Annotated in this window: 14 protein-coding genes; 9 read left to right on the plus strand and 5 right to left on the minus strand. The window is 51.8% G+C overall.

Annotated features, from left to right (window positions below; translation table 11 throughout):
• The gene (locus ADINL_RS16060; protein WP_051632800.1) at positions 1 to 636 is read right to left on the minus strand and encodes a hypothetical protein; all 636 of its coding nucleotides are present in this window, start codon (positions 634 to 636) and stop codon (positions 1 to 3) included.
• 66 nt (positions 637 to 702) lie between these two features.
• On the opposite strand from ADINL_RS16060, the gene ADINL_RS12925 reads away from it, so the two are divergent.
• Positions 703 to 1035, plus strand: a complete 333-nt coding sequence (locus ADINL_RS12925; protein ID WP_036548544.1) for a DUF1904 family protein — start codon at positions 703 to 705, stop codon at positions 1033 to 1035.
• Positions 998 to 1879 carry an NAD-dependent protein deacetylase gene (locus ADINL_RS12930; protein WP_036548548.1) on the plus strand — a complete coding sequence of 294 codons (882 nt, stop codon included), beginning with the start codon at positions 998 to 1000 and terminating at the stop codon, positions 1877 to 1879. The genes ADINL_RS12925 and ADINL_RS12930 overlap by 38 nt, the downstream gene beginning before the upstream one ends.
• Positions 1880 to 1895: 16 nt before the next feature.
• Here ADINL_RS12930 and folM read toward each other — a convergent pair whose 3' ends face one another.
• Genes folM through folX form a run of 3 tightly spaced genes read right to left on the minus strand, consistent with a single transcriptional unit; the run spans position 1896 to position 3648 of the window.
• Positions 1896 to 2603: a dihydromonapterin reductase gene (gene folM, locus ADINL_RS12935; RefSeq protein ID WP_036548552.1), complete on the minus strand. Its 708-nt coding sequence runs from the start codon at positions 2601 to 2603 to the stop codon at positions 1896 to 1898.
• Positions 2604 to 2616: 13 nt separating this feature from the next.
• A complete protein-coding gene (gene folE, locus ADINL_RS12940) occupies positions 2617 to 3255 on the minus strand; it encodes a GTP cyclohydrolase I FolE (protein ID WP_036548554.1) in 639 nt (212 codons plus the stop codon).
• Between the two features lie 27 nt (positions 3256 to 3282).
• Positions 3283 to 3648, minus strand: coding sequence for a dihydroneopterin triphosphate 2'-epimerase (gene folX / locus ADINL_RS12945; RefSeq protein ID WP_036548556.1), 366 nt, complete (start codon positions 3646 to 3648; stop codon positions 3283 to 3285).
• Between the two features lie 243 nt (positions 3649 to 3891).
• On the opposite strand from folX, the gene alaC reads away from it, so the two are divergent.
• The 6 genes from alaC (at position 3892) to efpL (ending at position 9584) form a co-directional block, all read left to right on the plus strand.
• Entirely contained in the window at positions 3892 to 5097 is a 1206-nt protein-coding gene (gene alaC / locus ADINL_RS12950; RefSeq protein ID WP_036548560.1) for an alanine transaminase, read from the plus strand.
• Positions 5098 to 5157: 60 nt separating this feature from the next.
• Positions 5158 to 6072 carry a glycine betaine ABC transporter substrate-binding protein OsmF gene (gene osmF / locus ADINL_RS12955; RefSeq protein WP_036548565.1) on the plus strand — a complete coding sequence of 305 codons (915 nt, stop codon included), beginning with the start codon at positions 5158 to 5160 and terminating at the stop codon, positions 6070 to 6072.
• 18 nt (positions 6073 to 6090) lie between these two features.
• Complete coding sequence (locus tag ADINL_RS12960; protein WP_036548568.1) at positions 6091 to 7254, plus strand: ABC transporter permease; 1164 nt, start codon at positions 6091 to 6093, stop codon at positions 7252 to 7254.
• On the plus strand, positions 7251 to 8198 hold the full coding sequence (locus ADINL_RS12965; protein WP_036548570.1) for an ABC transporter ATP-binding protein: 948 nt from the start codon (positions 7251 to 7253) through the stop codon (positions 8196 to 8198). The genes ADINL_RS12960 and ADINL_RS12965 overlap by 4 nt, the downstream gene beginning before the upstream one ends.
• Entirely contained in the window at positions 8191 to 8946 is a 756-nt protein-coding gene (locus ADINL_RS12970) for an ABC transporter permease (protein WP_084154515.1), read from the plus strand. Before ADINL_RS12965 ends, ADINL_RS12970 begins: the two co-directional genes overlap by 8 nt.
• A 71-nt stretch (positions 8947 to 9017) precedes the next feature.
• Complete coding sequence (efpL, locus tag ADINL_RS12975) at positions 9018 to 9584, plus strand: elongation factor P-like protein EfpL (protein WP_036548576.1); 567 nt, start codon at positions 9018 to 9020, stop codon at positions 9582 to 9584.
• A gap of 20 nt (positions 9585 to 9604) precedes the next feature.
• Here the strand turns inward: efpL and ADINL_RS12980 are convergent, their stop codons facing one another.
• Complete coding sequence (locus ADINL_RS12980; RefSeq protein ID WP_036548578.1) at positions 9605 to 11347, minus strand: SulP family inorganic anion transporter; 1743 nt, start codon at positions 11345 to 11347, stop codon at positions 9605 to 9607.
• A gap of 99 nt (positions 11348 to 11446) precedes the next feature.
• Here ADINL_RS12980 and ADINL_RS12985 point away from each other — a divergent pair, with 99 nt between their 5' ends.
• On the plus strand, positions 11447 to 12328 hold the full coding sequence (locus ADINL_RS12985; RefSeq protein WP_051632801.1) for an MBL fold metallo-hydrolase: 882 nt from the start codon (positions 11447 to 11449) through the stop codon (positions 12326 to 12328).
• The last annotated feature ends 49 nt before the right edge of the window (positions 12329 to 12377 follow it).

Genomic DNA, 12377 nt, shown 5'->3' on the forward strand with positions numbered 1-12377 from the left:
TCAACGTGACTTCAGGCGCTGCCCCGGTAGCGCCTGAAGCACCAGGTCACAATAGAGTGTCCCTTTCAATAAGCGCTCCTGCTCCAATGAACGACTGATACCGCGCTGTAACTGCTGCCGCGTAGCTACCAGATCGACACAAGACTCCCCATACGGACGCTGCAGCGCCTGTATTGATGAACAGATTCTGACAACCTGACCATCAAACCCGGCCGCCAGACGCTGTCCATACCGGCCTCTCGTATCGGTTGCCGTCAGCTCAATGGGAAAGCCCTGCACCAGATCCATTGCCACGGGACGCGCTGGCTCCCAGCGCCCTCTCAGATACACTTCAACCGGTTCGAGAATACACTGCACACGCTCGCCATAGGCAGCGCCCTGCCTGCGCTGCTCAAGCTCGGCCGTCTGCCGCCGGGCTTCTGCTTCTCTCGCCCGCGCTTCCGCTTCCCGACGTGCCTGGGCAGCCTGATCCAGCGCCGCTTGCTGACTGCGTGCCTCCAGTTGCTGCTCGGAAGACATCAGCAACCACTGCTCCTCAGGAATTCCCAGCGGGTAATGATTGGCACAACCGGCCAGGCCAACCAGCAAGAGAACCAAACCAGAGCGTTTGATCGTAGATGTATTGATATTTAACATAGTGCAACTCTATTCCGGGTAAAATGACTCTGAGCTTAATCATTCAATCTTCAAGGGAAATTTTTCATGCCTCAACTTCAGTTTCACGGCATCGATGCACACGCAATTCAACACTGTTCAACCCAGCTTGTCGATGATCTTTGTCAGGCGATGGATACCACACCCGACAACTTTCTACTCGAAGTGATACAGTCGACACAAATTCTGTCAGGTGAAGTGGTCACACCCTTCCCTTTTGTCGATGTACGCTGGTTTGAACGCGGCCAGTCCGTCAGAGATCAGAGCGCGGCAGTCATTGCCAAACATCTGAATATGGCTGGCTACGACCCCGTTGAGATTATTTTTACGGCGCTTGAACCCCATGCCTATTATGAGAACGCTACCCACTTCGGTGAGTAATACAATATCAGCCCCGGCACTGACTGCCGGGGCTTCAGAACTGTTACTGGACTTCATTCGCCAGCATCCCCGGCTGCTGGTTTTGACCGGGGCCGGCATCAGTACGGACTCGGGCATCCCCGATTACCGTGATGCCCGCGGCGAATGGAAGCAGAAACAGCCTGTACAGCATCAGGCATTTATGACCCAGGCAGAGGTACGGCAACGCTACTGGGCTCGCAGCCTGCCCGGCTGGCCGGTCATTCGGGATGCCCAACCCAATCCGGCGCACTTTTACATGGCCGACCTGGAGCGAAAAGGCTATGTGCAGCAGGTGGTGACACAAAACGTTGACCGACTGCACCAGAAAGCAGGCTCGGATCAAGTGACTGATCTGCATGGGCGCTCTGATCAGGTCGTATGCATGAATTGCGATTACCGGGTTGATCGCGACATTGTGCAGCAACGCGCTGCACACATGAATCCGGAATTTGCGCATATCAAGGCTGCCGCGGCGCCGGATGGTGATGCGCAGCTGGAAATGGATTTTTCAGCTTTTCAGGTACCACACTGCCCTTGCTGTAACGGCATTCTGAAACCTGATGTGGTCTTCTTTGGTGACAACGTACCCAAGCAACGCGTAGAAACCAGCCTCGCCGCGCTGCAGGCCAGCGACGCATTGCTCGTCATCGGCTCTTCTTTAATGGTCTACTCAGGATTTCGTTTCTGCAAGCGCGCAGCAGAATGGGGAATTCCGATTGCCACGCTCACCCTGGGAAGAACGCGCGCCGATGGCTTGTCACAACTTCAGCTGAATGCGCCGATTCGAGAGACTCTGGATCAGGTCTGCGAGGCGCTCGACTAGTGCCCGCAGCATGAAATCAGACCAGATGACGACCGCCATCAACGGCCAGAGTGCGCCCGGTAATATAGCCGCTGTTTAATATATACTCGACAGACTGGAGCATCTCAGCCACACCAGCCTCTTTATTCATCAACGACTTGGCGCGCGCTTTTACTTTATATTCTTCAGTGTCCTGGTCATTAAACAGAATCAATGCCGGCGCAATGCTGTTGACCTTGACCCTGGGTGCCAGGCGCTGTGCAAAGGACAGTGTCATATTCGCCAACGCCGCTTTGCTGGCGGCATACGCAATATGCTTGCGACTGCCCTTTTCAGCAACATAGTCAGTAATATGGATAATGTCGGCTGTTGTATCAGATGCCAGCAGCTGTTCTTCAAACGCCAGATTCAATTGGTATGGCACAGCCACATGCACCTGCATCATGGCGTGGAGCCTGCTGACAGCCTGGTCTGCTGAACCATCAGGAAGCCAGTCAGATGCATTATGAATAATGCCTCGCAGCATCGGCGCACGTTGCTGAACATCAGCAATCAGTGCATCAACCTGTTCGGCTTGATTAAAGTCACAACGTATTAATATAACCCCTTGATCTTCAAGCCGCTTGAGTGAGTCTCTTCGCGTTCGATAGGTACCAATAATCTGATAGCCCTGCGCTTGCAGGTGCCCGGCCAGGTGCCAGCCGATACGCTGCCCTACACCCGTGATCAATAGCGTGCCTTTCAAGGGGTTACATCCTTTATTTCAAAAATTCGGCCCGAGTATGAATGTTGCTTTTAAATACGCCACCGAGCGCTGTTGTCGAGGTGCGCGAATTAACATCCATAACACCCCGGGATTTAACACAATAGTGAGTCGCTTCAATCGAAACCGCAACATTTTCTGTTTCCAGCAGCGTTTGCAATGCAATCAATACCTGCTGGGTCAGGCGCTCCTGAACCTGAGGTCTTTGTGCAAAAAACCTTACCAACCGATTGATTTTAGACAGGCCTATGATTTTCTGGCCCGGTATATAGGCCACCTTGGCCGAGCCATCAATGGTAATGAAGTGATGTTCACAGGTGCTGGTGAGATCGATATCCGATACCTTGACCATTTCATCAACCTGCATTTTATTCTCGATTAGAGACATGGCAGGAAAGTTGGCGTAATCAAGACCGGAAAAAATCTCATACACATACATTTTAGCAATACGGTGCGGTGTTTCCGCCAGGCTGTCATCTGTCAGATCCAGTCCCAGGGTTTCAACCACCTCGGTCATCGCCTGCTTGATTTTCTGGTATTTTTTATCAGCAGACAGGTGATGTTCGATCAGTGGCGTTTCCAGTCCACGCTCAATCAGCACCTGTTTTACACGCGCAGCTTCAGCTGAGATCATTTTCGCTATACTCCTGTGCGCTCAAAATCAGCGTTTATCATAGTGAAGCGTCAGGGACACAGAGTCGGCAAACCTGAGAGCATGTGGCTTGTCGATTCTGACCTGGGCATGGGTGACCACATCGGCCTGAGTGCAGATATTCAGCACATCAGATACCAGTTTTTCCAGCAGCAAAAACTGCCCATCTTCAACATGAGCAATAATCTGCTTGGTTATTGCCTTGTAATCCAATGCTGCATCCACCTGATCAGACAGGCAACCCCGGTTAATGGGATAGTGAATTTCAGCATTGATCACCACATCCTGCTTTTTCTCACGCTCTTCGGGATTAAAGCCAATATAGGTGCGCAATCGCAGATTGGTGATTTTAATAATGGCATTGCTCAATGGCATGTTCTGTCTCCGGCCTGTGATATCGCTGTGTACGCACGAGGATATAAAAACGGAGCATAGCAAGAGTTAAATATTTAATAAAATTGTTATAAATCAGCATGACGATTAAGGTTTTTAATCGATGAACATATTTTTATGCATTGCCCTCTGGCGATTACCCTGATTTCTGTTAATCTGTTTTGCGGTCGCACACTGTGACCAGCGTCGCTCGGACGGTTCCGGGCGCTTACGTGAGAATACATCATGACGGATAAAACACCGCTTCGTTTCGAGCGCATCGAACGCCTGCCTCCATACGTATTCAATATTACGGCTGAACTGAAAATGGCTGCCCGCCGCCGTGGCGAGGACATCATCGATCTCAGCATGGGTAACCCCGATGGAGCTACCCCACCCCACATCGTGGAAAAACTCTGTACCGTTGCCCAGCGTCCGGATACGCACGGATATTCCACATCCCGCGGCATCCCCCGTTTACGTCGGGCAATCAGCCACTGGTACCGGGATCGCTTCGATGTCGAAATTGATCCGGAAACAGAAGCGATTGTCACCATTGGCTCTAAAGAGGGACTGGCGCATTTAATGCTGGCGACACTGGATCGCGGCGATGGCGTACTGGTTCCCAACCCCAGCTACCCTATTCATATATACGGCGCCGTGATTGCCGGTGCGCAGGTGCGTTCAGTGCCACTGATTCCGGGTGTGGACTTCTTTGCTGAACTGGAGCGCGCCATTAAGGAAAGCATTCCCAAACCGAAAATGATGATTCTAGGGTTTCCATCCAACCCTACCGCACAGTGTGTCGAAATCGACTTCTTTGAGCGTGTTATCGGACTGGCCAAGGAGCATGGCGTCCTGGTCGTTCATGACCTGGCATACGCCGACATCGTATTTGATGGCTGGAAAGCACCGTCTATCATGCAGGTCCCCGGCGCCAAAGAGGTCGCTGTTGAATTTTTTACCCTCTCAAAAAGCTACAACATGGCCGGTTGGCGCATCGGTTTTATGGTCGGAAATCCTGAACTGGTCAATGCCCTGTCGCGCATCAAGAGCTATCATGATTATGGAACTTTTACTCCGCTGCAGGTCGCCGCGATTGCTGCACTGGAAGGTGATCAGGAATGCGTGCACGAAATAGCTGAAAGTTACCAGAAGCGACGGGATGTACTGGTCAAAGGGCTACATGAAATCGGCTGGATGGTTGAAAAGCCAAAGGCCTCCATGTATGTCTGGGCCAAGATTCCTGAGGCTTATGCGCATCTGGGCTCACTTGAGTTTGCCAAAAAAATGCTTGCAGACGCCAAGGTGTCGGTATCGCCCGGCATAGGCTTTGGTGATTATGGTGATGACCATGTACGTTTTGCTCTGATTGAGAATCAGGACCGTATACGTCAGGCACTGCGGGGAATTAAATCAATGTTCCGTGCAGACGGGTTACTGTTGAAGTAACAACTCAGGTCAGGCATCCTGCGGGTGCCTGACAGAGTGACTCAAAAGCAGGATTTGGTTATGTATGCATCCGGACTTTTTCGCACCCTTCTCCTAACCAGCGCAGTGGCGCTATCAACCTCCGCATTGGCACAGCAGACTGTTGTCGTTTCCTCCAAAATTGATACAGAAGGCTCAGTGTTGGGTCACTTGATTTACCAGGTTCTCGATGATGCCGGGATTCCCGTCACTAATCGGATTCAACTGGGTGGTACCAGCATTGTACGTAATGCACTAATCAGCGGGGAAATAGACATCTATCCGGAATATACCGGTAATGGCGCATTTTTCTTCGATCGTGCAGACAGCCCGGTATGGAAAGATGCGCAAGCGGCATATGAACTGGTTAAAGAGCTGGATTATGAGCAAAACAAGCTGGTATGGCTGCAGCCAGCAGATGCAAACAATACCTGGGCCATGAGCGTCCGGGGGGATCTGTCACGAAATGAAAGCCTGAACACTCTGGATGATCTGGCTGACTACCTGAATAACGGCGGTGCGTTCAAATTTGCTGCCAGTGCTGAGTTTGTAGACTCTCCCAGTGCCCTTCCTGCATTTCAGGATGCTTACGGCTTTACTCTGGAATCTGAACAGTTGCTGATTCTTTCCGGCGGTAACACGGCTGCAACACTGCGCGCTGCAGCTCTGCAAACCAGCGGTGTCAATGCTGCCATGACCTACGGTACCGACGGGGGCTTACAGGCACTGGACTTGATTGTACTAGAGGATACCCGCGGAGTTCAGCCAGTTTACCAACCAGCACCGGTTATCCGTGAAAGCACTCTGGAGGCCTATCCCCAGATTGATGAGCTACTGAAGCCCGTGTTTGCTGCCCTGAACCTGCAGACCTTGCAGAGACTCAATGGCGATGTGGCTGTGAATGGTGAAGATCCAGCGCAAGTAGCCCGGCGCTTTTTAGACTCACTCAGTCCCTGAGAAACGTTGTAAGCGGCCATGAACATCCTACCAACTGACAGGGTGATGCCAGTATTGAGCTGCGCATCACTCCTGTCGTTCTGGTCTCTCGACTTTCTGTCCTTTCAACCTAATCGCATCGTTCCAGGTACCGGTTTCAGTGCGGATGCAGCCCTCGGCTGGCCCTGGGCGTTCTGTATGACAGCCTTGCTGCTGTTTATCATCGCTGCGTCATTTACCCGGTTGCGATACAGGCATGCCGTACAACTTGTATGTCTCATTTTGCTGCTGCTTCAGTTACCACTGGGCCTGGCTGGATTTAGCAGCGTACAAGTGCCGGATACTCTGCCCCATGCCCGCACAGGGATTGCCTCAGGCTTTTGGCTGCTATTGTTTTTTGCAGCACTCATGCTGATTGAGCTGCAACAGAAAATGCACCTCAGTCGCTTAAAAATCCTGATATTGCTCATGCTGCCCCTGATCTGCCTGTTTTGGGTCTATCACACAGGGCAGATTGAATCCCTTGCGCTGGTACGCGAATACACCGCCCGCTCGTCGCAGTTTCAGGATGCCCTGCGAGTCCATTTATTACTGGTTTGTGGGGCCGTTGGTATCAGTTTGCTATCAGGTTTTCTGCTGGTATCCCTGATGCGCCAATGGCCTTTTATACAGAAGTTCATATTCGGGCTGCTGAACTTTGTTCAGACAATTCCCAGCCTGGCGCTATTCGGTTTGCTGATTGCGCCGCTGGGCTACCTGGCATCCCGCAGTGAATTTCTGCAGTCAATTAATGTCAGTGGCATAGGCTGGGCACCTGCTTTAATCGCCTTGGTCGCTTACAGTCTTCTTCCAATATCTCGCAATATTTTCATAGCATTAGAAGAGGTACCTTATGCAGTGCTTGAATCGGCCAGAGGTATGGGAATGAGCCGGGTACAGGTGTTTTTACACGTGCGACTGCCCTTGGCCATGCCCGTGATCCTGGAGGGCGTACGCATCACCAGCATCCAGGCTATAGGCCTGACCGCCGTTGCGGCACTGATTGGCGCAGGAGGCTTGGGCAGTTTTATCTTTCAGGGACTGGGGCAAGCAGCGATGGATATGATTTTATTAGGTGCCCTGCCTATTCTGGTCATGGCATTGCTGGCTGATTTGCTCTTTTCTGGCCTGGCTGGTTTATTCCGAAATGGAGCCAAACAATGATTGAGCTGCAACAGGTCACCAAGCGCTTTGGTAATACGCTGGCCGCGGATGCAATCGATCTGCGCATTAACCAGGGAGAGTTTTGTGTATTGGTCGGTACATCGGGTTGTGGCAAATCCACTACTTTACGTATGATCAATCGTTTAATCCCTCACTCATCCGGCCTGCTGACAATCGAAGGTCAAGAGATCAGCCAACTGGATGAACAGCAACTGCGCCGACGTATTGGTTATGCCATTCAGAGCACAGGGCTTTTTCCTCACTGGCCCGTTGCCCGTAACATCTCTTTGGTGCCACGATTACTTGGTTGGTCAGAGGCACGTGTGACTGAGCGGGTTGAGGAGCTGCTTGAGCTACTCAACTTGCCCTACGCTGAGTTTGCACATAAATACCCTTCCGAGTTATCCGGCGGACAAGCACAGCGTGTCGGTGTAGCTCGTGCACTGGCGGGAGACCCGGACATTCTGTTGATGGATGAGCCCTTCGGTGCCCTGGACCCTATCACCCGGGAAACGCTACAAAATGAGCTCTTGCGTATTCAACGCAAGATTCATAAAACACTGGTATTTGTCACGCATGATATGGATGAAGCCCTGAAACTGGCGAGCCAGATTGTGGTGATGGATCAGGGTAAAATCATCCAGCAGGCCAGCCCCGCTGAACTGCTGCTTAACCCTGCCAATGATTTTGTTGCTCAGTTGCTCGGAGGTGAAGACCGCGGCCTTAAACAAGCCGGGTTACTGCGTGTTGCCGAGCGTATGCTCCCTCTGCCCGGTCCAAACAGTCTTGATCAGGCTCCAGCGATTCAGCTACACGACAGCCTGCGTCAGGCGCTATCCATTATGCTTTGGCATCAATGCCAGCAATTACGTGTTTATGAAGGCGACTCATTGGTGGGTTACTTGCCGCTGGATCGTATTATCCGGGCCGACAGCCATGTCTAACCGAAAGCGCCTGCTATTTTGGGGACTACCTCTGTTCTGGGGGATGTGTCTGTTTCTGGCTACCCTGGGACTACCCTGGCTGGAGGAATTGTTCAGACAGATTGCACCCGGTCATCGACAGGTGATTTACAGCCGTGACAGCTTTGCCTTGTTATTGGGAAATCATCTATTACTGGTTGGTCTCGCGGCGTTGATCTCTATCAGCTTGGGTCTCGCAAGTGCTGTATTTGTAACCCGTCCATATGGTCGTGACTTTCTCCCCTTGGTCACCCAGGTAGCTTCGATGGGACAGACCTTTCCACCGGTTGCTGTGCTGGCTTTAGCAGTTCCCCTGCTCGGCTTTGGCGCCTTGCCCACCATTATGGCGCTGTCACTCTATGGCCTGTTGCCAATTGTACGCAACACCCTTGTCGGTATACACAGCATTGACCCCGCTCTGCTCGAGTCCGCGCGCGGCATGGGAATGTCCCCTTTGCAAGTGCTGTGGCAGGTAGAAATGCCTCTCGCCGCCAATATCATTATTGGCGGCATCAGAACCTCCGTTACCATCAATATAGCCACCGCAGCCATAGGCTCCACTATAGGCGCAACAACACTCGGGGATCCGGTGATTTCAGGGCTGGTGAATGGCAATACAGCCTATGTGCTTCAGGGGGCTATATTGATAGGCCTTCTGGCTGTTACTGCCGATAGCTGCCTGGACCGACTGCAGCAATGGGTAAGCCCTCGCATGGACAGCCGAACATAACGAAAGATATTTCTCGAATGCACCACCCGGCTCGGTTAAAATCAGCCAACATTTATCCTTGAGAACCCTATATGCCAAAAGCCTCAGAAATTAAACGCGGCCATGTTGTTGAAATTAATGGCTCGCTTTATATTGCCAACCAAGTAGATGTAAAAAGCCCTTCTGCCCGAGGTGCTGCAACCCTGTACAAAATCCGCTTCAACCAGGTTCCTGGTGGTCGCAAGCACGAAGAAACTTACGTCGGTGACGACATTCTGAAAGATGTGCAGCTGGAACGCCGTAAAGTCTCCTACCTGTACAAGGAAGATGACCTCTACACCTTTATGGATCAAGAGGATTACAGTCAGTACAGCATCAATGGGGACGCTATTGAGGCTCAACTGCCGTATCTGATGGATGGTATGGAAGGTATTGTAGCCCTGCTGGTTGACGGCAACCTGATTACCGTTGAACTGCCTGGCACGGTGGTTATGGAGATACTGGAAACCGTCCCGGGAATGAAGGCTGCAAGCGCAACCGGACGTACCAAGCCGGCCCGTTTTGCGACCGGACTTGAGCTACAGGTACCGGAGTATCTGGAATCGGGCGAAAAAGTCAAAATCAACACCGAGACCGGCAAATTCCTGTCACGCGCCTGAGCTGCCTGACAACCCTCTGGTCAGTCGTTTGACTGACCAGATTCCTCCGCTTCGGCGCGCTCATGCAGGACTTTCCAGGCGTCATAGGTACTCATGTACACCACACCGCTCATTTCATCCAGAAAATCGGTGGTCTTCAAACGGTCCATGACCGGCCCTTTGACTTCTGCCAGATGCATTTGCACCCCGGAATCTTTCAGGCGCCGATTAATCGTACGCAAACTGTCGAGTGCCGATGCATCAATCAGATTCACTGCCTGACAACTCAACACCAGATGCCTCACCTGCGGGTAACGAATCACCAACCCCATGACAATATCTTCAAGATAACGTGAATTGGCAAAGTACAGGCTTTCATCAATACGCAAAAGCACCAGACGCTCATCGGTTTCAACCGCATGACGCTCAGCATTCCGAAAATGCTCACTGTTTGGCAAGCGTCCAATCACTGCATAATGAGGGCGGCTGGTACGGTATAAATACAGCAGCAGGGACAACCCCACCCCCGCCAGGATACCCACTTCAACGCCGAGCAGCAGCGTTGCAACAATCGTGATCAGCATGGCGGCAAAATCACTTTTTGAGTACGCAAAGGTATGCTGTATCGACTTGAAGTCAATCAATGACAAAATCGAAACAATAATAATCGCACCCAGTGTCGCCACCGGCAAGTAGGTAATCAGCGGCGTCATAAACAACGCCACAACCGCAAACCCAATAGCCGAAAAGGCGCCGGCAGCAGGTGTCGCAGCGCCTGCATCATAATTCACACTTGAACGGGCAAAGCCACCACTGACCGGCATCCCGCTGGTAAAGGCAGCACCCAGATTAGCCGCCCCCAATCCAATCAGCTCCTGGTCAGGATCGATGCGCTGACGCCGTTTTGCTGCCAGTGTCTGACCTACAGATACAGATCCTACAAATCCCATAATACTGATCAGCAAGGCTGCAACGAACAGGTCCTGCCACAATGCTGGATGCATTGGCGGTAAGCTGAATGGCGGCAAACCAGAAGGCAGATGACCAACAACACGAACGCCCACCTGATCCAGCTGCCAGTGCCAGGTGATTAATGTAGTCATTGTCACGGCAAACACCGGAGATGCTTTGCTCAACATATCCGCGGTATAGAGGCTAACCCCTGCTCGATTCAGGAAAGACTTTCCCCAGCGCCGGTTCGCATATAAAAATACCAGCGTCCCCACACCCAGAATAACGCTGATCAGATGAATCTCACCAAGGCTGCTGAACAAGCCATGGATCACCATGAAAAAGTTGGCGCCCTCGACCTCCAGGCCCAGTAAATGGCGCACCTGACTGGAGGCAATGATCAACCCTGACGCGGTAATGAAGCCGGAAATGACCGGGTGGCTGAGAAAATTAGCCAGAAATCCCAGCCGCATAATCCCCATCAACAGCAGCATGACGCCCGACATAAAGGTCAATACCAGCACCAGCGTGACATACTCTTCAGTTCCCTGAATAGCCATGTTTCCGGCTGCAGCAGCCGTCATCAGTGCAATGATGGCGACAGGTCCGACCGCCAGGGTACGACTGGTGCCAAAAATCGCATAGAGGATTAATGGCGCTATACTGGCATACACACCGACTTCCGGTGGCAAACCCGCCAGCATGGCGTAGGCCAGTGATTGCGGAATCAGCATCAACGTCACGATGACCGCCGCCAGCAGGTCGCTGACCAGCGTTTCACGACTGTACAGTGGCAACCACTGCAGTATGGGAAAATAACGTTTGATGTTCATCCAGGATGTCTTATCCGCTAATATATAAACAGGCAATTGGTTATAAGTTTATTCTAAACCGTGATAACGCGATTTTAGCAAAAATTACAGAGGAAAGTCATGAGTCCGGAAGCACCTCAGTCACTGCATATCGAAGCATTTTTTGACGAGCCCACCAATACATTCAGCTATGTAGTGGCCGACCTGGAGGCACAGGATTGCGCCATTATTGACTCTGTGCTCGATTTTGAATACGAGTCAGGACGCACTCGCACCGACTCGGCTGAACGAATACTGACATGGATCGAGGATCGGCAGCTACAGGTCAGCTGGATTCTGGAAACCCATGTGCATGCTGACCACCTGTCTGCCGCACCCTTCCTGAAGCAACGCACCGGCGGAAAAATAGCGATAGGTGCGCAGATCATCCAGGTACAACAGATTTTTGGCAAGGTATTTAACGCAGGCCATGAATTTGCTCGGGATGGCAGCCAATTCGACCGCCTGCTCCGTGAAGGCGACCACTTGCCCCTTGGCCGCCACAGCTGCGAAGTTTTGCATACCCCGGGTCATACACCCGCCTGTATGAGTTATCGGTTTGGTGATGCAGTGTTTGTCGGTGACACCCTGTTCATGCCTGACTACGGCACGGCTCGCTGCGATTTTCCTGGCGGAGATGCACGCCTCTTATACCGTTCCATACAGCGCCTTCTGGCACTGCCACCGCATACACGACTGTACCTCTGTCATGACTATAAAGCACCCGGGCGGGATCATTACTGCCATGTCACGACGGTTGCCGAGCAGCGCCAACAGAATATTCATATACATGAAGGTATTGATGAAGCCAGCTTTGTTAAGATGCGTACGGCACGTGATGAGACGTTGGCCATGCCTCGTCTGATCCTGCCATCTGTTCAGATCAACATGCGTGCAGGTGCATTTCCGCCTGCCGAGGATAACGGACAGATCTATCTGAAACTGCCATTGAATCTTTTTTGATCAGAGTATTTGACACACCTCGGGATACTGTATATAAATACATATACTG

The sequence above is a fragment of the Nitrincola lacisaponensis genome, assembly GCF_000691225.1.
GTDB lineage: Bacteria > Pseudomonadota > Gammaproteobacteria > Pseudomonadales > Balneatricaceae > Nitrincola > Nitrincola lacisaponensis.

What these genes read in the sequence shown, in the direction of transcription:
- ADINL_RS16060 (WP_051632800.1), bottom strand. Translation starts at nt 636, where the DNA reads ATGTTAAATATCAATACATCTACGATCAAACGCTCTGGTTTGGTTCTC.
- folX (WP_036548556.1), bottom strand. Translation starts at nt 3,648, where the DNA reads ATGCCATTGAGCAATGCCATTATTAAAATCACCAATCTGCGATTGCGC.
- alaC (WP_036548560.1), top strand. Translation starts at nt 3,892, where the DNA reads ATGACGGATAAAACACCGCTTCGTTTCGAGCGCATCGAACGCCTGCCT.
- ADINL_RS12925 (WP_036548544.1), top strand. Translation starts at nt 703, where the DNA reads ATGCCTCAACTTCAGTTTCACGGCATCGATGCACACGCAATTCAACAC.
- ADINL_RS12985 (WP_051632801.1), top strand. Translation starts at nt 11,447, where the DNA reads ATGAGTCCGGAAGCACCTCAGTCACTGCATATCGAAGCATTTTTTGAC.
- ADINL_RS12960 (WP_036548568.1), top strand. Translation starts at nt 6,091, where the DNA reads ATGAACATCCTACCAACTGACAGGGTGATGCCAGTATTGAGCTGCGCA.
- efpL (WP_036548576.1), top strand. Translation starts at nt 9,018, where the DNA reads ATGCCAAAAGCCTCAGAAATTAAACGCGGCCATGTTGTTGAAATTAAT.
- ADINL_RS12970 (WP_084154515.1), top strand. Translation starts at nt 8,191, where the DNA reads ATGTCTAACCGAAAGCGCCTGCTATTTTGGGGACTACCTCTGTTCTGG.
- ADINL_RS12980 (WP_036548578.1), bottom strand. Translation starts at nt 11,347, where the DNA reads ATGAACATCAAACGTTATTTTCCCATACTGCAGTGGTTGCCACTGTAC.
- ADINL_RS12965 (WP_036548570.1), top strand. Translation starts at nt 7,251, where the DNA reads ATGATTGAGCTGCAACAGGTCACCAAGCGCTTTGGTAATACGCTGGCC.
- osmF (WP_036548565.1), top strand. Translation starts at nt 5,158, where the DNA reads ATGTATGCATCCGGACTTTTTCGCACCCTTCTCCTAACCAGCGCAGTG.
- folE (WP_036548554.1), bottom strand. Translation starts at nt 3,255, where the DNA reads ATGATCTCAGCTGAAGCTGCGCGTGTAAAACAGGTGCTGATTGAGCGT.
- ADINL_RS12930 (WP_036548548.1), top strand. Translation starts at nt 998, where the DNA reads ATGCCTATTATGAGAACGCTACCCACTTCGGTGAGTAATACAATATCA.